Raw genomic sequence first — 23,824 nt, forward strand, 5'->3', positions numbered from 1 at the left:
TTCATTCTGGTGTTGAACTCGTTTCGTTACGCAACCCTGGCGTTTGTAGTTGCGCTGACCGCCATACCGGCAAACGCATTCGATACGTCCGCCCGCGCGGCCTATGTGCTGGATCAGAGCACGGCAACCGTGCTGTTGGCCAAGAACGCCGACGAGGCGCTACCGCCTGCGTCCATGTCAAAGCTGATGACGCTCTATGTCGCTTTTGAGGCTCTGCGAGACGGGCGCCTCTCCCTAGACGAACGCCTGCCGGTGTCGCAGCACGCGATGAGTTATGGCGGCTCGACCATGTTCCTAAACACGACCGACCGGGTTCGGGTTGAAGACTTGTTGCGGGGCATCATCGTGTTGAGCGGCAATGACGCCTGTGCGGTGATCGCTGAGGCGCTTAGTCCTGACGGCACCGAGGCCGGGTTTGCTCGTTTCATGACCAAGCGTGCCGAGCTAATGGGCATGACCCAATCAACCTTCGCCAATTCCAACGGCTGGCCAGCGGCGGGGCACCTGATGTCGGTCCATGACCTGGCCATTCTCGCCAGTCGGCTGATTGCCGACTTCCCCGAGTACTACCCCTTGTTCGCCGAAACCGAATACACTTTTGACGGACGGGCGCCATCAAATACACGCAACCGTAATCCACTACTGCGCCTTGATATCGGGGCCGATGGGTTGAAGACCGGACATACCGCCGAGGCGGGCTATGGTCTGGTGGGGTCGGCCAAACAGGGGGATCGCCGGGTGATCTTCGTCGTCACCGGACTTGAAAGTGAAACCCGCCGAGCAGAGGAGGCCGAAGCAATCGTGAACTGGTCCTTTCGCCACTTTGCCACCAAAACCATTGCCCGAGCCAACGCACCGGTCGCCAAAGCCGAAGTCTGGATGGGAGCGAAACAATCGGTAGGACTGGTTCCAGCCGAAGACCTGAACCTTTTGCTGCCGGTGCTGTCGGACAAGCGCATCAAGGCCGAAGTTGTCTATGACGGCCCTATCAACGCCCCGATTGCCAAGGGCCAGAAGATCGCCGAACTGGTTATCAAACCGGATGAGCTGCCCGAGATCCGCCGCCCATTGGTGGCAGCCGAAGGTGTGGCCATTGGCGGGTTTGTGGTGCGGATGAAAACGGCTGCAACAATGTTGCTGGAACAGTTCGGCACCGGCGCGCCGGAGGCAATGTGACAGGCAAGGGGCTGTTCCTGACGTTTGAAGGGATCGACGGCTCGGGGAAATCCACCCAGGCGAGGCGCTTGGCCGAAGCTCTGACCGAGCTTGGACACCAGGTTATTCTGACCCGTGAACCGGGCGGTTCGCCCGGCGCCGAGGAAATCCGGCGTCTTGTACTTGAAGGCGAGCCGGATCGCTGGTCGGCAGAGACTGAGATTTTGCTTTTTACCGCCGCCCGTCGCGACCATCTGGAACGCACGATCCTGCCGGCGCTGGAGGCGGGCAAGATCGTCATCTGTGATCGGTTCGCCGACAGCACCCGCATGTACCAGGGGCTTTCACGCGGCGATCTTCGACAACTGGTCGACCAGTTGCACAAGCTGATGATCGGGCGTGAACCCGATATCACCTTGTTGATCGACATGGATCCCGAGACCGGCCTGTCCCGCGCCAAGGGGCGCCAGGGAACCGAGGAAAGGTTCGAGGATTTCGGACCAGAGTTGCAACGGAAAATGCGCGCCGGGTTCCTGGAACTTGCGCAGGAGTTCCCGGACCGGTTTCATGTCGTGGACGGCAATCGTGACGCGGACAGGGTCGCCCAGGACGTATCGGACATCGTTCTGCGCGAACTGCGGTCGATGCCATGAGCGACGAGGTTCCAGCCCCGGATCAGGTTCCCGGCGCCCCACACCCGCGTGAGACGGCGCGCCTGTTCGGGCAAGAAGCGGCCGAGCGAGCTTTTCTGGACGCCCATTGTTCTGGTCGGCTGCACCACGGCTGGCTGCTGACTGGTCCGCAAGGGGTTGGCAAGGCAACCTTGGCCTGGCGCATTGCCCGGTTCCTGCTGGCAACCCCTCCATTGACGGACGGTGGATTGTTCGGCGCACCGCCCCCGCCCGACACGCTGGACATCGCGCCGGACCACCCTGTATCGCACCGCATTTTGGCGGGGGCAGAGCCCGGACTGGCGGCGATCACCCGGTCGGTGAACGATCAGGGACGGCTGCGATCAGAGATCGTGGTCGATGATGTCCGCAAGCTTGGCCGGTTCTTTGGCCTTAGCGCAGCAGATGGCGGACGCCGTGTCGTCATTGTCGACAGCGCGGACGAGATGAACACCAGCGCGGCCAACGCACTCTTGAAGATGCTCGAAGAGCCGCCCGCGCGAACCACTCTGCTGTTGGTCTCGCATCAACCCTCGCGCCTGTTGCCAACGATCCGGTCCCGCTGTCGGACCCTTCGGCTGTCGCCGCTGAAACCCGAAGCGTTGCAAACGGCCCTGGATCAGGCAGGCGCGGGAATGCCAGAAGAGATTGAAAACCTGGCCGTCCTGGCCAGCGGCTCGGTCGGCGCGGCACTGCGGCTGATCGAACTGGACGGTCTCAAACTTTATGGTGAGCTCCTTGCAATTCTGGCCAGCCTGCCCCGGCTGGATCGGCAGCGCGCCCTTGCTCTGGCCGAAGCAGCGGCGGGCCGGGACGCTTCGCAACGGTTCGATCTTTTGTTGAAGCTGATCGAAATCGTGCTGGCGAGGCTGGCCCGCACAGGTGCGACCGGACGGCCGCCGGAACCAGAGGCTAGACAGGGTGAGGCAAAAGTACTGGCGAGTCTCGCCCCCGATCCCGAAAGCGGTCGGTGCTGGGCCGAAATCGCCGCGACGATCTCTGCCCGCGCCCGCCATGGTCAGGCGGTCAACCTTGACCCCGCTGCGCTTGTCCTAGATACGGTATTCAAAATGCAGGATACCGCCAGTTGGAGCCAATGAGCGCAACCGAAACGACACCGGAAATCACCGACAGCCATTGCCACCTCGACTTTCCCGATTTCGAAGGGCAACTCGATGATATCGTGGCCCGCGCGTGTCGCGCGGGTGTGACGCGAATGGTGACGATCTGTACCCGTCTCAGGAATGAACCGGCTGTTCGTGCCATCGCGGAAGCCCATCCACCGGTTTTCTATGCGGCCGGCACCCACCCGATGAGCGCCGCAGCAGAACCCATGACCACGGTCGAGGAACTGACCGCGCTCAGCAAGCATCCGAAGTTCGTGGGCATTGGCGAGACCGGGCTGGACTATCACTATACTGCCGACAGCGCCGAGGTTCAGAAACAATCCTTGCGTATCCACATCCAGGCCGCGCAGACAACCGGGCTTCCGCTGATCGTGCATGCCCGCGCGGCAGATGACGATATGGCCCGTATCCTGTCGGAAGAGTATCGCAACGCTCCCTACTCCTGCGTGATGCATTGTTTCTCTTCGTCGGCAGAACTGGCCCGAGCCGCATTGGATTTAGGGTTTTATCTTTCCATGTCGGGGATTGCGGCCTTTCCCAAAAGCCAGGACCTGAGAGACATTTTTGCCGCCGCGCCTCTGGAACGCATTCTTGTGGAGACCGACGCACCCTATCTTGCCCCGCCCCCGCATCGCGGCAAACGGAATGAACCCGCGTATACCGCGCACACCGCCCGAAAGGGCGCCGAAGTCTTTGGCATCGACTACTCTGAATTTGCGGCGCAAACACAAGCCAACTTCGACCGGCTGTTCGCCAAGGTCGCTCGTTTCAGGGCTGCGGCATGACGATGGAACTGCGTTTCACCATACTGGGCTGCGGGTCTTCCGGCGGTGTGCCGCGATTGGGTGGGCATTGGGGCGATTGCGATCCGTCAAATCCCAAGAACCGCCGCCAGCGGTGTTCAATGCTGGTCGAGCGCGAAGGCCCGGATGGGACCACAACGGTTCTGATCGACACCACGCCGGACATGCGCAACCAGCTTCTGGAGGCGGGAACAGGGCGTCTGGATGCTGTTGTCTACACCCATTCCCATGCCGACCATGTGCACGGGATCGACGATCTTCGCATGATCGTTTTCAACATGCGGGCGCGGGTTCCGGTGTGGGCCGATGGCGACACTCAAAACGCATTGCTGTCCCGGTTTGGCTACGCTTTTGTCCAACCCGAGGGCTCTCCTTACCCGCCCATCCTGGAAATGAAGACCATCTCCGGGCCATTCGAGATCGACGGCCCCGGCGGCCCCATTCCCTTTCGTCCTTTTCGGGTTGGCCACGGTTCTATCGACAGTTTGGGATTCCGGATTCACGATCTGGCTTACCTGCCGGATGTGGCCGAGATTTACGAAGAGTCCTGGCAAGTCTTGCACGGACTGGATTGCTGGATTCTGGATGCTTTGCGGCGCACGCCGCATCCAACACACGCGCACTTGGAAAAATCCCTCGACTGGATCAACAAGGCCGCCCCCCGTCGCGCGGTGCTGACTAACATGCATATCGACCTTGATCATGCCACCGTTTCGGCAGAAACGCCGGACCATATTGAACCTGCCTATGACGGCATGGTCATAAGGTATCCGCTTTGACAGATGAGAGTTGTGCTTGCGGATATCCCGATTGACTGCTTCATAACACGTCGAAACGGATAAATTCGCACATGTTTCAAGCCTTGATCGACGTCGTCTTACCTGTTTTTCTGGTCATTGGCGCAGGGTACGCAGCCACCCTTGCGGGCTATTTCAAGCCCGAACACATCGACGGGCTGATGCGGTTTACCCAAGGCTTTGCAATACCTTGCCTGTTATTTCGCGCGATTGCCCATCTTGACCTGAACGCCAGTTTCGACCCCGCACTGCTCGGCAGCTTTTACGCCGGTGCCACACTTTGTTTTGCGGCGGGGCTCTTTGGTGCCCGATACATCTTTGGGCGCGACTGGGAAGACAGCGTTGTGATCGGGTTCTGCTGCCTCTTCTCCAACTCGGTCCTGTTGGGACTGGCCATCACCGAACGCGCCTACGGGCCCGAGAATTTGACCGGGAACTATGCGATCATCGCGATCCACTCGCCGTTCTGTTACGGCCTCGGGATCACCGTGATGGAGGTGATCCGCAACCGCGGCCGGGGCGGACTGAAGATGGCCAGTTCGGTTCTTTCGGCCATGTTTCGAAATGTGCTGATCCTGGGCATCGCTATGGGCTTTGCTGTAAACCTCAGCGGTCTAGGACTGCCACAGATTCTGGACGACGGGTTGTCTCTGATCACTCGCGCCGCCCTGCCCGGCGCTCTGTTCGCCTTGGGCGGCGTTCTGGTGCAGTACCGGCCCGAAGGGGATCTGCGGGTCATTGCATATGTGTGCGTGATATCCCTTATGGCCCATCCGGCGCTGGTCTGGCTTTTCGGATCGGCCCTGGCGGTGGAACAGGGTCTGTTTCGGTCCGGCGTATTGAATGCGGCTATGGCCCCCGGATTCAACGCCTATATCTTTGCCAATATCTACGGCCGGGCCAAGCGCGTTGCGGCCTCTTCAGTTCTCATTGCAACCGGGGCGTCCATTTTTACCGTTTGGGCATGGCTAACCCTTTTGGGCAGTGCGGCACCTTGACTTGAGTTTCAGCCGCAACACAACTCTATGCATGAGCAATTCAAAACACGCCTTATTGGTGGCCCATGGGCAACCCTCTGACCCGAAACCCGCCGAGGATGACTTGGCGGAGATCGCAAACCAGATTCAAGCCGATGTCCCAGAAGTGACGGTGCATTCGGCAACACTGGCCTCTCCCGGGTATCTGGAAATCGTTTTGGATCGGCTGCCGGCCTCGACCCCGGTTTATCCGCTGTTCACCTCCGATGGCTGGTTTGTCACCAACGCCTTGCCACGCAGGCTCGGGTCCCGGGCGAATTCGATCATGCCACCTATGGGCATCGACCCGGATTTGCCACAGGCGGTTGCACAGCATTTGCACGATGCCCTGAATGCGCGGGGCTGGCACGCCGGGGACACTGAACTGGTGGTAGCAGCACATGGATCGGGGCGCAGCCGCAATCCGGCGGTCGCAGCGCAACGTTTTGCGGATGCCCTTCAGACATTGGCTGGTTTCGCCAAGATCAATGTTGGCTATGTCGAACAAGAACCGTCAATTGCCGACGCAGCCCGGCACTGCGGCAGCCAAGCTATGTGCTTGCCATTCTTCGCCTGTGCAGGCGGACATGTTCAAGACGACATACCAATGGCCCTGACCGAAGCGAGTTTCAAAGGGGACACGCTGCCGGTCCTGGGCCTTCTGCCGTCTGTTACGTCTTTGATTGCCCGCAGGATACTCGAGCATTCAATTCCCACGGCGGGTGGTTGACCCGCTGCAGCAAACGACATTCAGTTTCCGCTGGTTGAGACCGAGAAAACCGGAAGACCGGGCGTCGCCGGAGCGGTAGATGCCTCGGAAAGAACCGCAATCCGCTCTGCATTCTGACCAAGTACGCTGGAACCACTTTGCGCGGCATTCAGTGCCAACCGCATCCATTCACCGGACCGTGCCATTCCGACGGGCGCGCCGAACCCTTGCCGCAACTGATGGCTAATCACCTCGCCGTAGCCAAGCTGCCCCGCTGATGCCAGTAGTGTCGCCGATGCCAGGGCCATTTCGGCATTGTCGGTCCGATACCCTACCCCAAGGCATACCTTGCCACCTGAGATCAAGCTCGGCATCGGTTGGCCCGAGTTTTGCAGGAACGTAGACGTCGCCGTCACCACCTCGGATGGAGCTTTGGTATCGATGCCCACCATCTGCGCTGCCATCGCTTGTGTCAGACCTTCGCATTGTTGTTCGATCTGAACCGATGTCATGTTCGGGATCGTAACCTCGATCTGGCTTGCTTCGACCATCGCCTCACCGCGCGCCTGACAGAATTGCTCGTTTAGCGCGAACACCGGCTCGCGGATCTGCCCTGAACGGCTGAGGCCGCCATTCGAGGTGGTCAACAAGTTGACTTCGTTGCAATGTGCATTGATCGATTTCGAGCCCTGTTGTGCAAATCCGAAGCTAGGCAGCGCAGTCCCGGTGTCTGCACGTGCAGTCACAGTGGGCGCGGTTGTCAGTGCTTGCGATGTTGCCGCCATATGGGTCTGGGGCTGAATCGGCTGCACGGCCTGCGGAGTCTGAATGCCCAGTTGTTCATTCCGGTAGGTGCGCAGCAGACCTGCCTGCCCTTGGCTTGCCAGAATCTGGTTGTACGGCGCCACATGGGCGCTTGCCAAGGCACGCTGGTGCGACGTCAGCAAGAACCCCAGCTCGTGCTGATCAAGGTAGCCATCGGTCACGTAGCCCATATCCGCCTGATATTGGGCAATCGCGCTACGGCTACGTCGCCCAAGCGATCCATCAACCGTACCGGCGTTGTAACCGAAATAATTGAGAGCCGACTGGACTTCGCGGTTTTCCTGCCGCTGAGCAGAGGAGGTACCGGAACGCCTGGTTGTGTTCCGTGAGGCCTGCTGCTGGCGCTGCTTGTTCTTGTGAACTTCGTTGACGATCAGTCCACCCAGCAGCGCACCGCCAATCAAGGCTGCCGCTTCATCGGCCATGGCCCTTTGTATGGGCATCACAACTATGCTAGCCGCAACGAACGCGGCACAAAGGCGTGCTTTTTTCATCTCAATCACCTTTCTCCATGGCATCCCGGCGTCAAAACTACGCAAGAATACCGGCTACGAAAATGCAATAATCTAGATCAAATGGCACCAAACCGACGGGTCTTTGTCAAGGTCATTAGAGGTTATCGGAAAAGCACCCATTTTCTGCGAACGAACGCCTGGGACATACAGAAAAAAACCGGTAGCCGATCAGCCAGAAAACTCTATCGAAGCGGCAGTGGTTTACCGCTTGCCGGAACTCGGAGTTGTGGCGTCAAACCCTGCCCAAACCATTCGACCGTGAGGTATTCGGTCTAATAAAATTTAGGAGTCTTACTCACCACCAATCCGGAATGCGGCCTGCGGGCAGTCAAACTTGTGCTCTCTATATGCGATGCCTTTCCTGTCCCTGTGGCGCGTCCGGTCCGGGGCGCTGTTCGGTTAACTCCCCAAAATCGTCACCCACTTCTTTGCTGACTGCCGGGGCTTTCTGCGTTCGCCACAGGAAGTGTCAGGTTTCTATTGTAAAACCTGTACGTCGCCCGGCCTTTTCGTTTTGCAGAATACAATGCCAAATCGGCGGCATGGATCAACTTAGGTGCTTCAGGGCAGGTAAATTGCGTAGACAGAACGATTCCAATGCTTGCCGAGATTTGGCATGTCTCTCCATTGAACAGAATAGGTTCTTCCAAGCGGTCGATCAAACGGCGGGCAATACTTTCAAGCTTTTCCTTGTCCTGCAAATGATTGAAAATTAAAATGAACTCATCACCACCAATGCGCGCGACAGTGTCGTCGCCTCGGGTCTCTTCAACCGTTATCCTGGCGACTTGCTGCAACACGTGATCGCCTGCAGCATGCCCCAACGTATCGTTGACGGACTTGAAGTAATCGAGATCCAAATGCATCAAGCTGAAAGGCGTCACACCGTTGATCAGCCGGGCCAGAATGTGATCCATTGCGCGACGGTTCTTCAAGCCGGTCAATGTGTCGGTATAGGCCTGTTCTTCGGCTGCGATCATCGCCCCCTGAAGACGAAGGTTCAATGTGCGCGAAGCTTCCATAGCGGCTGATTTCGCTTCCACCAAATAGAGCAGTTCGATGGCCAGGTCGGTCCCCGAGAAATCGGCACTTGTCAAAGCGTAGTCGCGTACCGCATCCAGGATCGATATCCCGAACGAAAGGTTGATGACAGCGCCTTCGTCGTCGGGGAGTGGAACGATAACACCCTTCAAGGCCGTTCGGGGGTTATCCCTGAATCGAAGATGCAGTTTTGCACCGGACCTCGCGATAACTTGCATCGTTGCCACGGACCGTGGTCGCAACAACTCGAAAACGTCCAAGAAAGATCTTCCGACCATCTCCATTTCAGGACGAAGCTTCTGCAAGGTCGGACCAGCACTGGCTATCCTGCCCGCCGCATCTAGCAGAACAAACATCGGGCACAGCTTTTCCAGTAGATAAGAAAAATTTTCCTTGTCTTTCATCTGGCTCGGGCCCCGAGCTCAAAAATGCGGCCTTCGGCAAAGTCCGTTTCGATCAACGTGATCTCTATCAGTTCATATTCGCTGACCTGGCCTGCGTGCTCCAACATCACAAGTGCCCCATAGTCATCTGCCATAGCACGAAGAATCCCCAGCAGCACATAGGAAAACCCTGGCAACCCTCTTTGGCATGCCAGGGTGAACCGACCCCCTGTTGATTCTGTCAACTCAAGCGCCGGCAAGTCCAAATCGGATACCGCCAAACGTGCACGGTCTGGGAGATCATCCAGCGAATGCAAGAATTCAACATAGCTCACCCCACCAAAACGGAGCAGCCTTCGCAAGGCTTCGGTATTGGGATTGGAAACCAGATATGTCCCGAGATCCTCGAGTATTTCCCGTTCTGGTCGACCCAATTCACTGCACAAGTCGTCCAGCACCCTGCGAGACGCATCGTTGTCATAGACAAGCATCGCCTCGAACTCGACAAACCCCAGATGTGCCGCCTCTGTCACGCGGATCCAGCGGCTCTTGCCATAGGTATTGCATACAAACGACTGTATTGCCTTGTTGATGAGGCCATGCATGAAGGATCCTCGTTACGTTCACCACAGTCTCACACCGGAAACGTTAACAAAGCTCCAACGAGGGAACAGAGATTGATCAAAAGCTCCTATTCCTTGGGGGCAATCACCTTTCCCGCGACGTCTAGGGCCTTTTGACCTGAAGGAACGATTGCAAATCGCCCACTATGCGCCTGCATCAAGACCTCAACCGGAAACACTTCGGTTTCGTTTTCCGCAAGGGCCGCCGCTGCCCGAAGACGCAAATCGCCATTAGAATTGCGTAACAGGTGGGTGACATGCACAAATCCATCCGAATCCAGAAACAACACAAAGGCTTGCCCATCGGCGTTTGCGACCGGACTGAAGGCGCCACGCAGGAAAAGACAGCCCGGACGACCGTTCGGCAAGACCCGCTGGCATCCGTCGTGCCAGGTTTCAAGCTGGTGTGCTGGGACACCCGTCAGATCAGAGGCATCCAATGGCGTCCCCTCTCCTGCCACCGGCATTTTTGCCAAAAGCTCTGGTACAATCTCTTCGGACGGCAGAAAGAATTCGGGTTCGCTGAACTGATATCGGCTCTCGATCCGTCGGGCCCGGTCGATGATGCTCAACAGCTCCTGGTCACCGCGAACCCGTGCCATTTTTGCCAGTTGCTCGAGCCCCTGGTCCCCGGCCTTTCCCCAATAATGCGCCATTTCCCAGATCGGAAGTTCGTCAGGGCCAGCGGTAGCGGCATCGTAGCGCGACACCTGGCTCGCCGTCGAAATGCGATATCCATCCAGCACTGGTGTCAGCCAGATAGCCGCCAGACCGACAAGCAGGATCGCAAAGCCCACGTTGGATCGCCGCAAACGGCTTTTCCAGTTCTCACCGACCAAAGCCAATCCAGCATAACCGGTTGCGTAGACCGCGAGAAGCCCGGCAATCATCGCAGCTAGCATCCGGTCTGGTGTCCAACCGTAGCTTGAGACACGAACCGCCAAAGCCCAGACGGCCAGGCCGACCAGAGTTGGCAGTAACATGGCCAACATACGGGTCGCCCGTACGATTCCAGCGGTCTGAATGGCCTGCGCATCGTCACGATCGACCGCCGTGGAAATGAGCGTGATTGCCGCAGAAGCCGTCATCATCAGAATTGCGGCGGACGAAAGATCGCCAAACAACCCTGTCAAACCGCGCATAGGAAGGGCTAACAAGAAAATAGAAACGACCCCCAGCATCACCGGCACCAGCAGACGAAGCAACCGAAGCAGAGGAAACGGCGCCACTTTTTCCCTGACTTCGTGAATAACCGCCAGGCCGAAGCCAACAACCGCCCCGCTCAGTCCAAAAGCCAACCAACTGGTCCGCATGACGATATCGACCAATCCGATTTTGACCAGATCAAGCAGGGCATCGGACAGAAACAGAACCACCCATACCATGGCCAGGAACAGCCAGACCAATACAAAACGGGTCGTGATCTCCCAGGCGGTCTCAAACAGAAGGCTGTAGTCGTTCCAGCGCTTTGGGTCCTTCAACCAGACAGCCAGGTATGGGGTCGCGACAAAGACCAGCGTGCTCATTGCCGAAACCAGGTTCGGGTGGTCGAGCGCATTGGTGGCCACATCGAACCGTGAGCCAACAGACAGAGCCAAAGCCGTGGCAGGGACCGAGATCAGGAAAGCCCCGACCAGAGACCGCAGCAAATCCACAGTTCCCGACATGGCCAGTGATACGCCCGCGTGCACCAAAACAAATGTCAGCAGCCCAAGCCGTGCCATATCAGGAACAGTTGAAACAGACCAAGTCTCTGCCAAAGCCCACAGCGCCAGCGCGGCCAAGAAACCGGCAACGGCCTGACTCAGCCGGGCGCGGATTTCAGGCGTAAGGCGATTGTCGGGCATGGTGTCTTCCCTGCTCAGTCCATATTCAAATGAGCCTAACCGCCAAGGCGACGGGACTCCATGGGGAGCAGCACACTGTGCCCGGTCCCGTGTTAGAAATCAGTGGGTGCGCCCCCTTCGGATTTGCGTCTGGAGACAAAATCGGCCAGCTCTTCCCGGATCGCTTCGTCGAGCAGGGGGGCTTCGAAACTGCCGATGATTTCCTTGAACATGTGATGCGCGCGTTCCGGCGTCCAGACGGCACCCGCTGCCTCCCAGCCCTCGTAATTCTTCCAGTCGCTCAGGAACGGCTGGTAGAACGCGGTAGTATAGCGGTCCTGGGTGTGCTGGATGCCAAAGAAATGTCCGTCATTGCCCACCGCGCGGATCGCGTCCAACGCGATGTCGTCTGGCGTGGTGGCATAGGTGGCAGGCTCCATGTAGCGCTGGATCTGCTGGAGCACCTCACAATCCATAATGAACTTCTCGGGGCTTGCGATCAGCCCGCCCTCCAGCCATCCGGCGGCGTGATAGACCATGTTGGTGCCCGACTGCACCGCCGCCCAGAGCGAGTTCGACGTCTCCCACATGGCCTGGCCATCGGGCACGTTGGCGGCACAGACCCCAGACGAGCGTACAGGCAGACCATAGAACCGCGCCATCTGGCCGGTCATCTGGGTGGCGCGCATGTATTCCGGCGTGCCAAAGGCGGGCGCGCCCGATTTCATGTCCACATTCGAGGTAAACGTGCCGATCACACAGGGAATGCCGGGCCGGACATATTGGAACAGCGCAATGGCGCACAGCGCCTCGGCCAGCGATTGCGCCACCGCACCCGCCATGGTCACCGGCGCCATTGCGCCCGCCAGCGTAAAGGGCGTCACCACGATCGCCTGCCCGCGCCGGGCCAGCCGCAGGCAGCCGTCGATCATCGGATGGTCGTGTTTCAGCGGCGAGGTCGAGTTGATGTTAGTATACATCCGCGGCGTCGCCTCGAACTCCTCGTCACTGAGGCCCCCAGCGATGCGCACCATCTCCATCACGTCCTCGACCCGCTCCTTGCCCAGGCTATAGGCATGCATGACCTTGTCCGAGATCGTGAGCTTGTCATAAAGCACGTCGAGATGCCGGACCGAAGCATGGATATCCACAGGTTCCACCGGATAGCCGCCGGCGAAATGGATGCAGTTGAAATACTGGGTCAGTTTCAGCAGGTTCCGGCATTGCTCGCGATTGCCCGGCACCTTGCGGCCGATCTCCATATCCCAATAGTTTGGCGGCGAAGAGACATTGCCGAACAGGATCACATTGCCGCCGATCTTGAGCGTTCTTTCAGGGTTCCGAGGTGTGATTGTGAATTCACGGGGCGCTTTGGATACCATCTCCATGACCCAGTCGCGCCCCATGCGCACCACGTCACCATCCACCTTGCACCCGGCTTGCCGGAACAAGGCCAGCGCTTCTTCGTTGAAAAAGGCGATACCGATCTCTTCGAGAATGCGCATGGCGCCGTCGTGAATGGCCTCGACACCCTCCTGATCCAGCGGTTCGGTCGGTCTGTCGACGTTCACGGGCAAGCGCCATGGCATTTGCTCGATAACAGCCTTGCCTCTGCGGGCGGCGGCACCAGCCCGGCCACCGCCACGACGTTTGCGGGTATCAGTGTCAGCCATGGAACCCTCCTGATCTGGACGGTTCAAAACTCTCATGTCTTGGGGACCATGCCGCCCTGACACCGACACCATATGTCGTTTTTTTCTGTTTTACTGCCGCCCTAACCGATTTTTGTGGTCAAGAGGCCAGCCAATCCCGGATATGGCCAATGTTAGGCAGGACGACATCCGCATGCGGGGCCAGTTCGTCATGTTTTGCAAGGCCGGTCAGAACGGCAACCGTTACCATCCCTGCGGCACGCCCTGCCAGCATGTCATGCGTGCTGTCGCCCACCATGACAACTTGCGCCGGGTCCATGTCAAATGTCTTGGCAAAGGCCAACATCTGGCCCGGTCCGGGTTTGGCGCCGTGGCCGGTGTCGAAACCCGCGATGAAATCGAACTTGTCAGCCACCCCGACAGATCCCAGATGCGCCCGCGCCGGGGCCTCGCCATCATTGGTGGCAACACCCAGCTTAAGACCCCGACCGCGCATTTCATCCAGAAATCCGGCCAGCGGCACCGCCTGAACCTGTGGAGCGCGGGCGCTTTCCTCGTTGATCATCGCGACCAGTTCCGCATGAGCGAAGCCGCTCAGCTCTGGCAGCAGGGCCTCGGCGATCTCGCCCGGAGTACCCGCAATCACGATACTGTCGCGCGCATACTGCCCTTGGTCAAAATCAAATCCGATCATGGCCCCCAGGTGCGCCGCACGCCCTGCGTCGCCGCCGCCGACACGGGTCAAAAATGACCGGCCGAACGCACCCCAAGTCGCCGCAAAATCGAACAAGGTTCCATCCTTATCGAACAACAAGGCGTCAATTGGCATCTGTTATGGCTCCGGTTTGAAATGTCAGGTCCAGTGCACCTTGGCTCCGGCCAGTGCAGTAAGTGCCTGCATAGGATAGTCATACGCCAAGCCCTCTGCATCGCAAAACGCGACAACCCAAACGTCATCCATGGTGAGAAACTCCAATACGGACGCCAGAAAAGCGCGCTCGGTTGCGCGTTCCTTCATTTCGGCGGGATCAGCACCTGTCGAACCCAGAAAAACCGGCAATAGATCATCATTCCCCAACAGCCAGACCAGAGCTTTCAGGGCGATAGTTTCGGCGGCATCGGCGGAAATCGGCATAGCCATCGGGGCGGTAACGTTCGGAAAGGGTTTGTTAACCAGTCTCATAAACACTTTGACAAGAATTGAAAGCAATAGTCGAAGGACTGGTGCGGTGCATGGAACGATATTGATACTGGACGGCGTGTCCACGAACCGGATCATGCTCAAGGTCCAGTTGTCGGCGGCATGGTATCACGTTGTACAGAGCGACCGGTTGGACGGGGTGCTCGGGATCTTACGCAGGGTCCGGCCAGACCTTATCCTGTGCGCATATTCGCTACCGGACGGGAATGCGCTGGATCTCAAAAGATGTCTGACCGGTACTCCGGATTGCGCCGACATCCCCTTGATCGCGATTGCAACGCAGAATGACCATTCGACGCGCCGCAAGGCGTTGGCCGCTGGCATTGATGACGTACTGAGCCAACCATGCGGCGATGTCATTTTGCTGGCCCGGATCCGGAGTCTGATCCGCGCACACTCCAGAGCGCTGGAGCTGCGCGAACAAAGTGGATCACATATTATGGAACTCGATGAAAGCCCAGTCGAATACATCGGGCCGCGTCGCTTGCCCGACATCGCTGTTGTAACCCAGACGCCGGGAACCGGAGCAATCTGGCGCTCCCGGCTCATGGGCCAAATAGCCTGCAACTTGGATCTGCATCGTATCGAAGACGCCCAGAACCTGCTCAATGAACGGGCACCGGATGCAATCGTGGTCGAATTGAACGATGGGACGACCGGCATGCGCCTGCTCGCCGACTTGCGGGCCAGGACCAGCACCCGAAATGCGGCGATCCTTGGTGTTCCGAATCCAACCAACCCTCACTTGGCCGCCGATGCCCTGGACCGGGGGGCAGACGATGTTATGCCGGCCGGATTCGAAGTATACGAACTGGCATTGCGTCTCGAAACTCAACTCAAGCGCAAGGCGCGGGCAGACAAATATCGCCACTCCCTTCGCGCCCGCGTCGAGGCCGCGATGTTTGATCCGATGACCGGCCTTTATAACAGGCGATTTGCCATGCCCGAATTGCAGAGGTTAGCTGGACTGACCGCCGATACGGGCAACCCCCTTGCTGTCTTGCTGGCGGATCTCGATCACTTCAAGACAATCAACGACCGATACGGCCACCCCGCCGGCGACGCGGTTCTGATCGAAACGGCGATACGGCTCAAATCCCAACTTCGCCCGACTGACTTGTTGGCGCGTATAGGTGGCGAAGAATTCCTGATCGTGTTGCCAGGAACAAGAGAAGACGAAGCCCTACAAGTGGCAAACAGGCTATGTGCGCATATCAGCCGTTCCACTTTCGCGATTTCAGACAATGGCAGACATGTATCGGCAAGTCTTAGCATTGGCCTGTTTGCCGCAACGGCATCGGACTTGCGCGGTTTCCAGCGCGATCAACTTGCAACCAAAATGATCGACCGAGCCGACCAAGCGCTTTATGCCGCCAAGGAAGAGGGTCGCAACCGGGTCTCGGCAGCGACCGTACCCCCGCTGCCCCTGTCAGTCCCGCCAGGGTTTGTGGCGTGATTTCCTGGCAAGCGATGTAAGCCGATCCGCATATTCAGTGCGCTCGTCTTCGCTCATCGCCGCGATACGGCTCAACATCTCTTGCTGCATCCTGGCCAACCTTTGCCCGCGCATTGCTTCTTGTGCCTGCAGGTGAGCCGCAAAACGATCAGGATCGAACGGGCGGGCTTTCAGCAACTGAACAATGTCCGAGGTGGAATGGTTGTCACGTTCCCCTGCCTCTCTTGTGCCTTGATGGGAAACGTCTCGCAGGATTTTGCGATCCTGTTCCGGCAAGGCAAGGAAAAGGGCAATTGCCGTCGGCGGCGGTCTGTGATCCCGCCCCGGCCCGTGCCGCCAGGCAATACCGACCCCTAGCCCGATCACCAGCAGGTTCAAGGCAAGGGACGTCACCAGCAAGACCCGGATGGGCCACCCGATTTTCTTTGTCTTCTCGTTCATTTACCCATCCCCACCCAAGACATCGACCAACCCGTAATAGCCCAGCAATTCGCCATCGCTTTGCGTTTGAAAAACCAGGTCGGATGGATCTGGCAGGATATCCGGCGGGAACATCCCGATCCAGACTCCGGTGGCACACGCAGCGGCCATTCCGCCCAACCCCGGCCAACCGCCGAGACTGTTCAATAGTTGCCGCCAAAGACCAGGTTCCCGTCTTTCTGCAACGGCGCGCGGACCGGCATATCTGTTCGTCTGAATCCGATCGGCGTCTGTCAGAATGCGCCCGACAAGGTCATCCGGGATGTCCTGCCGGGAGAACCGCGCGGCCACCAACAATTCGTCCAGTCTCGTCGTTTCATCCGCCATCTTAATATCCCAATTCATCTTTTCGATCAGCGAGAACAGCGGTAAGTGCCCGTTTACCGCGCGCGGTCAGGCTTTCAACCGCTTCCACTCCGATTTCCATGATCCCGGCAATCTCTGGGTTTGAAAGCTCTTCGATATGACGAAGCACCACGGCCTGCCGCTGCCGGACCGGTAATCTCATCAAAGCATCCTGAAGCGCGTCGACGCGTGCCACATGAAGCAAGCGGTCCATTGCCTCCGGCTTGTCGTCTTCTGGTTCTGGAATGTCGTCGAGATCTAATGTTTGCCTGCGCCGGCGCAGATCTAGACACAGATTCATCACAACCCGATAGAGCCAAGTGCTGACCTTTGCCTGGCCACTCTGCCACTCTGGCGCGATTCGCCACAGGCGCAGCATCGCTTCTTGCGTGACATCTTCAGCCTCGGCCCGGTTGCCTAGAACCCGCAAGGCCACGGAGTAAGCCCGTGGGCCAAGCCGCCCGACCAGTTCACGCGCGGCCCCTGAATCCCCATTGGCATAGAGGCGGAGAAGCGTCTCCTCCGCCACAGGTTCCGCGGCAGAAGTTCCGCCGCGGTCCATTGAGCCTCTGGAGGCCAAGTCCTTCATCCTGATCAGTGCTTCTTTTTCTCGCCAAAGCCGTGATGCCCCTGACGCTCTGACTTCCGCTGCTGCATCTGCGCAAACTCCTCTTCCGAGATCGCGCCGTCACCATCCGCGTCCATCCGGCCAAAGAAACGTCCCATATTCTTGCGCGGCTCGGGCATTTCATCCTGACTCAACTGGCCGTCCTTGTTGCTGTCAAGGCGCTCAAGCATACGGCTGACATGTTCGGACGCGCGCGCTTGCGCTTCGGCCTCCAGCTCGGACCGGCTCAGCATTCCGTTTCCATCGGTGTCAACGCCTGAGAAGCGCGCGGCCCGGTGCCCCTGCATTTCCTCCATCGTAATCTTGCCATCGCCATTGACATCCAGTTCCGAGAAGCTGTGACGCGGTCCCGCGCCCGGCCCCATGGCCCAAACCGTAGAAGCGTTTGCCGCAGCCGTTACCAGTACAAGTCCCGCGACCAAGCCTGCAAGTTTCATGTCGGTCATCCTTTACCTTCGGCGGCACCGTACCGCCGTTCATGATACTCAAACGCGGCAACCGCGCTTGTCCGTCGCAGGTTTCGACATTTCCTGTGGCGCTTCACGAATTGGTGAGGGCGGGATGCTTTTTTTTGCGACATCCGGACGCAAGACCGCTCAGCACCCTTTCCGTCGTCGGCAAAGACAGTCACATTGGCGCAAACACATGGATGAAAAAAAGCATGACCGATCAGACCGCCTGCGCAGGCACCGACCGCCCGACATGGCCCGCCCTCTTTGCCGGGTTCCGCGGCAAGTGCCCCAATTGCGGCGAAGGCAAGCTGCTGCATTCCTACCTCAAGGTAAACGACTGCTGCGCAAACTGCGGAGAAGAATTCTCTCATCACCGTGCGGACGACGGCCCGGCCTATCTGACCATTTTGTTTGTCGGGCACCTGATGGCCCCCTTGCTGCTTGTGGTTTTTGAAACCTGGCGACCCAGCCCGATGACCCTGTTCAGCGTCTTTGCCCTTGGCTGCGTTGCCTTATCGCTCTACCTTCTGCCGCGATTGAAGGGGAGCGTCGTAGCCTACCAATGGGCGCGACGCATGCATGGATTTGACAGTTCCATCTGACCCTGGAATGGCAGGAGGGGACATGGAGCAGGACAAAACGGCAATTCGCAACGCTGCCACGGTGATCGTCTTGCGTGACCGGGCAAGCGATCCGGCGATCCTCATGGGGCAACGGGGCGCCAAGGCGGCATTCATGCCGAACAAGTTCGTCTTTCCGGGCGGGGCCGTGGACAAGGCTGACGCAGGCATTCCGCTGGCGGCCCCCTTGCCGCAGGTCTGTGCCGATCGTCTGACCGAGCAGGCTGCCGAAGACCTGGGGCATGCTCTGGCGGTGGCTGCCGTGCGCGAGCTTTGGGAAGAGACCGGGCTGATCCTGGGCAAGCCAGGACACTGGCCCGGCGCGGTGCCCGACGATTGGACAAGCTTCGCGGCCACGGGACATCTGCCAGCGGCCGATGCCTTGCAGTTTGTTTTCCGTGCGCTCACACCTCCCGGGCGGCCCCGTCGCTTCGATGCCAGGTTCTTCTTGGTCGACGCCGTCGAGATCTCGGGCGATCTCGACGACTTCACCCATGCCTCTGATGAGCTGTCGCATTTGCAGTGGATCCCGCTCAAAGATGCACGCCGGTTCGACCTGCCGTTTATCACCGAGGTCGTATTGGCCGAAGTCGCGGGCAGGGTCGATGACCCAACGCCCCCGGAGTCGGTGCCCTATTTTCACAACAATGACGAAGCAAGCCTGTTTCTGCGATTGCGCGGCTATCCGATGCCTGAGGCAGGCTGACCCGGCCGGGGGAGCGCGCAACAAGATTTGAACTCAAATCTTGTCCACAAGGTCTTTCTCAAGACCTTGTCCAGCGCCCGGTTCAACGCATCCGGCTGATCACCACCGTCACCTCGGGCTTCTTGCCGATCTCTGTTTGGGCCGATTGTCGGGCAATGCGGCGCAGCGCTTCCTCCAGCCGGTCATCATCGCGCAACGTTTTCTGATTCGAGCGCATGAGAAACTGGTTCAGGTCCTCTTCCAGCACATCGACCAGCGGTGCCTTGGATGTGCCGATCTCGGGCAGGCCGATGATGTCGCACCAGGGTTCACCCAGCGGTTCATCCTCTTCGTCCATAATCACAGTGACCGTCACATGCCCGTTCAGGGCCATCCGGATCCGGTTGCGGATCACCCCGTCCAGCGCCCCAACCTGCACCGTGCCGTCCAGATAGGTACGTCCGGTCTCGACATGAGCGGCCACCACCGGTGCGTTTCCGCTGAGGTCCAGCATGGTACCGTTCACCGCCACCACGCCCTGGCGCCCCCCTGCCTCGGCCACGCGCGCATGTTCGCGCAAATGCCGGTGCTCGCCATGCATCGGGATCACTATCTGCGGGTCGATCAGCGCATGTACCCGCTCCAGGTCGGGACGGTTGGCATGGCCCGAGACGTGATACCGGCCCGAACTGTCGTCGACCACGTCCACGCCCTTTTCGCTGAGCTGGTTGATGATGCGGATGACTTCCTTTTCATTGCCCGGGATGGTTTTGGACGAGAACAGGAACAGATCGCCCTCGGCCAGTTCCAGACCGCGATACTTGCCGCGCGCCAGTTGGGCGCTGGCGGCGCGGCGTTCGCCCTGGCTGCCGGTCACGATCAGCATCAGGTGATCGCGCGGGATGTCCTGCGCCTCTTCCGGGCTGATCACGGGCGGAAACTCGGACAACACGCCGGTCTCCATCGACGCCTCGATCATCCGCCGCATGGCGCGGCCCAGCAGAACCACCGACCGCCCGGCGCGGGCGCCTGCTTCGGCTAGAGTCCGCACCCGCGCCACGTTCGACGCGAAAGTGGTTGCCACCACCATGCCGGTGGCGCCCGCAACCAGTTTCTCGATCTCGGGGCCGACCTCGGATTCCGAGCGGCCCGGATTGGGCGAGAACACATTGGTCGAGTCGCAGACCAGCGCCCGCACCCCGCTCTTGCCGACCGAGCCCCACAGCTCGGGGTCAAAGGCCTCGCCTACAACCGGGTTGGGGTCGAGCTTGAAATCACCGCTATGCACGATCCGCCCCCCCGGCGTGTCGATGACCAATGCGGCGCTTTCCGGGATCGAGTGCGATACCGGCAGGAATCCCACGGTAAAGGGACCGGCCTGCACCTGCTCGGGCCAGGCGGAAACCGTCTGCACCGCATCCTCGGGCAGGCCCAGTTCGGCCATCTTGCGCCGGGCGATATTGGCGGTAAAGGCGCGCGCATAGATCGGCTTGCGCAGCTGATCATAGGTATGGGCAACCGCGCCCACGTGATCCTCATGCGCATGGGTGATGAACACCGCCTCAAGCCGGTCGACATTCTCGCGCAGCCACGAGATGTCGGCCCAGATCAGATCCACCCCCGGCGTCGTATCCATGTCCGAGAAGGCCACGCCGATATCGACCAGGATCAGCCGTTCCTTGCCCGGCAGGCCATAGCCATAAACATAGGCGTTCATGCCGATCTCGCCGGCGCCCCCCAATGGAAGGTAGATCAATCTCTCGCGGCTCATACGGTCCCGTTTTCCTTGTTATATCGATGGATCACGGTCAGCCCGTGCATCGTAAGATCGTCTTCGAAGATATCGAACAGAATTTCGCTTTGCTGGAACAATGCAGCCAGCCCGCCGGTGGCGATCACCTGCATGTCACGGTCGCGTTCCGCCTTGATACGGGCGCAGATCTCCTTGACCAGCCCGACATAGCCCCAGAACACGCCAGACTGCATGCAGGCCACGGTATTGGTGCCGATCACCGCCTGCGGCTTGGCGATATCCACATGCGGCAGCGCTGCCGCCGCCATGTGCAGCGCCTCGAGGCTCAGGTTTACACCGGGCGCGATCACGCCGCCAACATAGGCGCCGTCGTCATCGACCACGTCGAAGGTGGTGGCGGTGCCGAAATCGACCACGATCTTGTTGCCGCCATGACGATCATAGGCACCGGCGGCATTGACAAGACGGTCGGGGCCGACGGCGGTGCCCGTATCGACGCGCGGCAGAACCGGCAACAGACAGTCGGGCTTGCCCACCACCAGCGGACGGCAGCCAAAGAACCGGTCGGCAAAGACACGCAGGTTGAACACCACGCGCGGCACCGTCGACGAGATGATCACATCGGTAATGTCGGTCTCGATCCCGTAATGTTTGATCAGGGTCGAATACCAGGTGAAATAGGCATCCGCCGTGCGCGCGTGATGGGTCGAGGTCCTGAGCGTGCACAGGAATTTCTCACCATCCCAGATCGAGAAGACGGTATTGGTGTTGCCGCAGTCAATGGCCAGAAGCATGGCCCTGTCTCCCCTAGAAATAGACCTCTGCCGCCGGGATGCTGACCCGGCCCTGGGCGGTGTTTAGGACAAGGTTGCCCTCGGCGTCCACCGTTTCAAAGGTACCCACAGTTTCAGACGTTGCGGTACGGGCGGTGATCACTTCGCCCAGGCGCGCGGCGCGGGCCAGCCAGGCACTGCGGATCGGGGCGAAGCCATAGGTCAGGAACTGCGTCTCATATCGGGCAAAAGCGGCGGCCAGTTCGGTCAGAAACAGCTCCGGCTCCACCCGCGCGCCGGTCTCCGAGACTAGCGAGACCGGTCGCACCGCGCCCGGCTCGACCGCGTCGGCGCCGGGGGCATCGGCCAGGTTCACACCGATGCCAATGGCCAGATGGGCCACCCCGCCGCCATGGCCGGTGCTTTCCAGCAGGATACCGGCCAGCTTGCCGCCGTTCAGCAACACGTCATTGGGCCATTTCAGCGCCAGCCCCTCGGCCCGTCCGGTCACCGCGACACAAGCATCGAACAGTGCCAGCGCGGCGACAAAGCTGCGCAGCGCGGCCTGTTTCGCCTCGCCCACCGGGCGCATCACCAGCGTTGCTGCCAGATTGCCCTCGGGCTGGGCCCAGGCCCGGCCGCGCCGCCCGCGCGCAGCGGTCTGGCGCCGCGCCATGATCCATTCCGGACCCGACAGCGTGGGTGCGATCCGGGATGCCTCGTTCAGGGTGCTGTCGACCTCGTCCAGCACCCGCTTGCCATAGCCTTGGGGCCAATCACTCATTGCGCAAAAAGGCCCGGTCCTAGGACCGAGCCCCCCTTTTTTGGTTGTGAACCGGGATCAGTTGACAAGCGTCGCCGCCGCCGCGGCGGCTGCCCCCTCGACCCCGAACTGATAGAACAGCCCGACCAGCATCATAGCCGCCGATCCCATCAGCGCCACCCACAGCACGGGCGAGGAGCGGGTGTCGATCGGCTCTTCGTTCTCGGCCCCGAAATACATGTAGAACACGATGCGCAGATAGTAGAAGGCACCGATGACCGAGGCGATGGCCGAGGCCACGACCAGCCCCATCAGCCCGGCGTCGATACCGGCCTGCCACACGCCCAGCTTGGCGAAGAAGCCCAGCATCGGCGGCACGCCCGCAAGGCTGAACATCAGGATCAGCACCGCCAGCGCCTTGCCCGGATCGCGGCGCGAGAACTGGCGCAGGGCGTCGATATCCACCACCGGCTGGCCGTCCCGCTCCATCATCAGGATAAAGGCGAAGGTGCCCACGTTCATGGTGACGTAGATCGCCAGATAGATCAGCATCGCCTGCACGCCCGCCTGGGTACCAGCCGCGAGGCCGATCAGGGCATAGCCCATATGCGCGATGGACGAGAACGCCATCAGCCGCTTGATGTTGCGCTGGCCAATCGCGGCCACCGCGCCCAGGAACATGCTGAGCACCGACAGGACCACCAGAACCTGTTGCCAGTCGCTGACCGCGTTGCCGAAAGCATCGAACATCAACCGGGCAAAGAGACCCATCGCTGCCACTTTCGGCGCAGTGGCAAAAAAGGCGGTTATCGGCGTGGGTGAGCCTTCGTAAACGTCCGGCGTCCACATGTGGAACGGCACCGCCGAGACCTTGAACGCCAGACCCGAGATCAGGAAGATCAGACCAAAGAGCAGGCCCAGCGAGACCTCGCCATGATGGGCGCTGACCAGGATGCCCGAGAACAGCGTGGTGCCGGTATAGCCGTAGACCAGCGAAGCCCCATAGAGCAGCAGGCCGGAACTCAGCGCGCCCAGCACGAAGTATTTCAGGCCCGCCTCGGTCGATTTCGCACTGTCGCGGCGCAGCGAGGCCACGACATAGAGCGCCAGCGATTGCAGTTCGAGCCCCATGTAGAGAGACATCAGGTCACCAGCGCTGACCATCATCATCATGCCGACGGCGGCCAGTGCCACCAGCAAGGGATATTCGAACCGCAACAGCCCGCGCCGCGCCATGTAATCCTGGCTCATCAGCAGGACGGCACCGGCCGAAAGCAGGATCGCCACCTTTGCAAAGCGGGCGAACGCGTCATCGACGAACATGCCACCAAAAGCCACGCGGGTGCCGCTGTCCTGGGTCGCAATCCAGATCGCCAGCACCGCCATCAGCGCCGCCGTGGCCCAGACCAGGACCGGGCCCAGCCCGTCCTTGGTGGTATAGACCGCCCCCAACAGCGCCGCCATCGCATAGAGCGCCAGAACGATCTCGGGCAGGATAATGTACAGATCAGCCTGGATCATGTTC

Annotated in this window: 25 protein-coding genes; 10 read left to right on the forward strand and 15 right to left on the reverse strand. The window is 59.8% G+C overall.

Annotated elements, in window-relative coordinates:
• The first annotated feature begins 9 nt into the window (after window positions 1-9).
• From OEZ49_RS11885 to OEZ49_RS11915, 7 genes are all read left to right on the forward strand, one after another.
• Window positions 10-1,176, forward strand: a complete 1,167-nt coding sequence (locus OEZ49_RS11885; protein ID WP_263388514.1) for a D-alanyl-D-alanine carboxypeptidase family protein — start codon at window positions 10-12, stop codon at window positions 1,174-1,176.
• Window positions 1,173-1,808 (forward strand): dTMP kinase, encoded by a 636-nt coding sequence (tmk, locus tag OEZ49_RS11890; RefSeq protein ID WP_263388515.1) that lies wholly within the window; start codon window positions 1,173-1,175, stop codon window positions 1,806-1,808. Before OEZ49_RS11885 ends, tmk begins: the two co-directional genes overlap by 4 nt.
• Entirely contained in the window at window positions 1,805-2,926 is a 1,122-nt protein-coding gene (locus tag OEZ49_RS11895) for a DNA polymerase III subunit delta' (RefSeq protein WP_263388516.1), read from the forward strand. Before tmk ends, OEZ49_RS11895 begins: the two co-directional genes overlap by 4 nt.
• On the forward strand, window positions 2,923-3,738 hold the full coding sequence (locus OEZ49_RS11900; RefSeq protein WP_263388517.1) for a TatD family hydrolase: 816 nt from the start codon (window positions 2,923-2,925) through the stop codon (window positions 3,736-3,738). Before OEZ49_RS11895 ends, OEZ49_RS11900 begins: the two co-directional genes overlap by 4 nt.
• A complete protein-coding gene (locus OEZ49_RS11905; RefSeq protein WP_263388518.1) occupies window positions 3,735-4,535 on the forward strand; it encodes an MBL fold metallo-hydrolase in 801 nt (266 codons plus the stop codon). Before OEZ49_RS11900 ends, OEZ49_RS11905 begins: the two co-directional genes overlap by 4 nt.
• A 71-nt stretch (window positions 4,536-4,606) precedes the next feature.
• Window positions 4,607-5,551 carry an AEC family transporter gene (locus tag OEZ49_RS11910; protein WP_263388519.1) on the forward strand — a complete coding sequence of 315 codons (945 nt, stop codon included), beginning with the start codon at window positions 4,607-4,609 and terminating at the stop codon, window positions 5,549-5,551.
• 103 nt (window positions 5,552-5,654) lie between these two features.
• Complete coding sequence (locus OEZ49_RS11915) at window positions 5,655-6,299, forward strand: CbiX/SirB N-terminal domain-containing protein (RefSeq protein ID WP_263388520.1); 645 nt, start codon at window positions 5,655-5,657, stop codon at window positions 6,297-6,299.
• 20 nt (window positions 6,300-6,319) lie between these two features.
• Here OEZ49_RS11915 and OEZ49_RS11920 read toward each other — a convergent pair whose 3' ends face one another.
• The 7 genes from OEZ49_RS11920 to OEZ49_RS11950 all read right to left on the reverse strand — a co-directional run bounded on the left by OEZ49_RS11920 (window position 6,320) and on the right by OEZ49_RS11950 (window position 14,422).
• The gene (locus tag OEZ49_RS11920; RefSeq protein ID WP_263388521.1) at window positions 6,320-7,597 is read right to left on the reverse strand and encodes a peptidoglycan-binding domain-containing protein; all 1,278 of its coding nucleotides are present in this window, start codon (window positions 7,595-7,597) and stop codon (window positions 6,320-6,322) included.
• Between the two features lie 437 nt (window positions 7,598-8,034).
• Window positions 8,035-9,063 carry a GGDEF domain-containing protein gene (locus OEZ49_RS11925; protein ID WP_263388522.1) on the reverse strand — a complete coding sequence of 343 codons (1,029 nt, stop codon included), beginning with the start codon at window positions 9,061-9,063 and terminating at the stop codon, window positions 8,035-8,037.
• Window positions 9,060-9,647: a heme NO-binding domain-containing protein gene (locus OEZ49_RS11930; protein WP_263388523.1), complete on the reverse strand. Its 588-nt coding sequence runs from the start codon at window positions 9,645-9,647 to the stop codon at window positions 9,060-9,062. The genes OEZ49_RS11925 and OEZ49_RS11930 overlap by 4 nt, the downstream gene beginning before the upstream one ends.
• 86 nt (window positions 9,648-9,733) lie before the next feature.
• Complete coding sequence (locus tag OEZ49_RS11935; protein ID WP_263388524.1) at window positions 9,734-11,512, reverse strand: DUF4153 domain-containing protein; 1,779 nt, start codon at window positions 11,510-11,512, stop codon at window positions 9,734-9,736.
• A gap of 92 nt (window positions 11,513-11,604) precedes the next feature.
• Window positions 11,605-13,164 carry a trimethylamine methyltransferase family protein gene (locus OEZ49_RS11940; protein WP_263388525.1) on the reverse strand — a complete coding sequence of 520 codons (1,560 nt, stop codon included), beginning with the start codon at window positions 13,162-13,164 and terminating at the stop codon, window positions 11,605-11,607.
• Between the two features lie 118 nt (window positions 13,165-13,282).
• Window positions 13,283-13,972: an HAD family hydrolase gene (locus OEZ49_RS11945; RefSeq protein WP_263388526.1), complete on the reverse strand. Its 690-nt coding sequence runs from the start codon at window positions 13,970-13,972 to the stop codon at window positions 13,283-13,285.
• A gap of 24 nt (window positions 13,973-13,996) precedes the next feature.
• Window positions 13,997-14,422 (reverse strand): DUF3572 domain-containing protein, encoded by a 426-nt coding sequence (locus OEZ49_RS11950; protein ID WP_397545663.1) that lies wholly within the window; start codon window positions 14,420-14,422, stop codon window positions 13,997-13,999.
• Here OEZ49_RS11950 and OEZ49_RS11955 point away from each other — a divergent pair.
• Complete coding sequence (locus tag OEZ49_RS11955; protein ID WP_263388527.1) at window positions 14,421-15,800, forward strand: diguanylate cyclase; 1,380 nt, start codon at window positions 14,421-14,423, stop codon at window positions 15,798-15,800. The two genes, OEZ49_RS11950 and OEZ49_RS11955, sit on opposite strands and share 2 nt — an antisense overlap.
• Here the strand turns inward: OEZ49_RS11955 and OEZ49_RS11960 are convergent.
• From OEZ49_RS11960 to OEZ49_RS11975, 4 genes are all read right to left on the reverse strand, one after another.
• Entirely contained in the window at window positions 15,774-16,178 is a 405-nt protein-coding gene (locus OEZ49_RS11960) for a periplasmic heavy metal sensor (protein ID WP_263388528.1), read from the reverse strand. The two genes, OEZ49_RS11955 and OEZ49_RS11960, sit on opposite strands and share 27 nt — an antisense overlap.
• A gap of 63 nt (window positions 16,179-16,241) precedes the next feature.
• Entirely contained in the window at window positions 16,242-16,607 is a 366-nt protein-coding gene (locus OEZ49_RS11965; RefSeq protein ID WP_263388529.1) for a hypothetical protein, read from the reverse strand.
• A 1-nt stretch (window position 16,608) separates the two neighbouring features.
• Window positions 16,609-17,187, reverse strand: a complete 579-nt coding sequence (locus tag OEZ49_RS11970; RefSeq protein ID WP_263388530.1) for an RNA polymerase sigma factor — start codon at window positions 17,185-17,187, stop codon at window positions 16,609-16,611.
• A 32-nt stretch (window positions 17,188-17,219) separates the two neighbouring features.
• A complete protein-coding gene (locus OEZ49_RS11975) occupies window positions 17,220-17,690 on the reverse strand; it encodes an EF-hand domain-containing protein (protein ID WP_263388531.1) in 471 nt (156 codons plus the stop codon).
• A gap of 224 nt (window positions 17,691-17,914) precedes the next feature.
• Here OEZ49_RS11975 and OEZ49_RS11980 point away from each other — a divergent pair, with 224 nt between their 5' ends.
• Together OEZ49_RS11980 and OEZ49_RS11985 are read left to right on the forward strand one after the other, a co-directional pair.
• Window positions 17,915-18,307, forward strand: a complete 393-nt coding sequence (locus OEZ49_RS11980; RefSeq protein ID WP_263388616.1) for a DUF983 domain-containing protein — start codon at window positions 17,915-17,917, stop codon at window positions 18,305-18,307.
• Between the two features lie 22 nt (window positions 18,308-18,329).
• Window positions 18,330-19,031, forward strand: a complete 702-nt coding sequence (locus OEZ49_RS11985) for an NUDIX hydrolase (protein WP_263388532.1) — start codon at window positions 18,330-18,332, stop codon at window positions 19,029-19,031.
• Between the two features lie 82 nt (window positions 19,032-19,113).
• Here the strand turns inward: OEZ49_RS11985 and OEZ49_RS11990 are convergent, their stop codons facing one another.
• The 4 genes from OEZ49_RS11990 to nuoN are packed head-to-tail and all read right to left on the reverse strand — an operon-like array spanning window position 19,114 to window position 23,820.
• A complete protein-coding gene (locus OEZ49_RS11990; protein ID WP_263388533.1) occupies window positions 19,114-20,781 on the reverse strand; it encodes a ribonuclease J in 1,668 nt (555 codons plus the stop codon).
• Window positions 20,778-21,557, reverse strand: coding sequence for a type III pantothenate kinase (locus tag OEZ49_RS11995; protein ID WP_263388534.1), 780 nt, complete (start codon window positions 21,555-21,557; stop codon window positions 20,778-20,780). Before OEZ49_RS11995 ends, OEZ49_RS11990 begins: the two co-directional genes overlap by 4 nt.
• A 13-nt stretch (window positions 21,558-21,570) precedes the next feature.
• The gene (locus tag OEZ49_RS12000) at window positions 21,571-22,320 is read right to left on the reverse strand and encodes a biotin--[acetyl-CoA-carboxylase] ligase (protein WP_263388535.1); all 750 of its coding nucleotides are present in this window, start codon (window positions 22,318-22,320) and stop codon (window positions 21,571-21,573) included.
• Window positions 22,321-22,377: 57 nt separating this feature from the next.
• Window positions 22,378-23,820, reverse strand: a complete 1,443-nt coding sequence (nuoN, locus tag OEZ49_RS12005) for an NADH-quinone oxidoreductase subunit NuoN (RefSeq protein WP_263388536.1) — start codon at window positions 23,818-23,820, stop codon at window positions 22,378-22,380.
• Window positions 23,821-23,824: the final 4 nt, after the last annotated feature.

Origin of the sequence: Ruegeria marisflavi (assembly GCF_025673445.1) — a bacterium.
In the GTDB taxonomy this organism is placed as follows: Bacteria; Pseudomonadota; Alphaproteobacteria; order Rhodobacterales; family Rhodobacteraceae; genus Ruegeria_B; species Ruegeria_B marisflavi.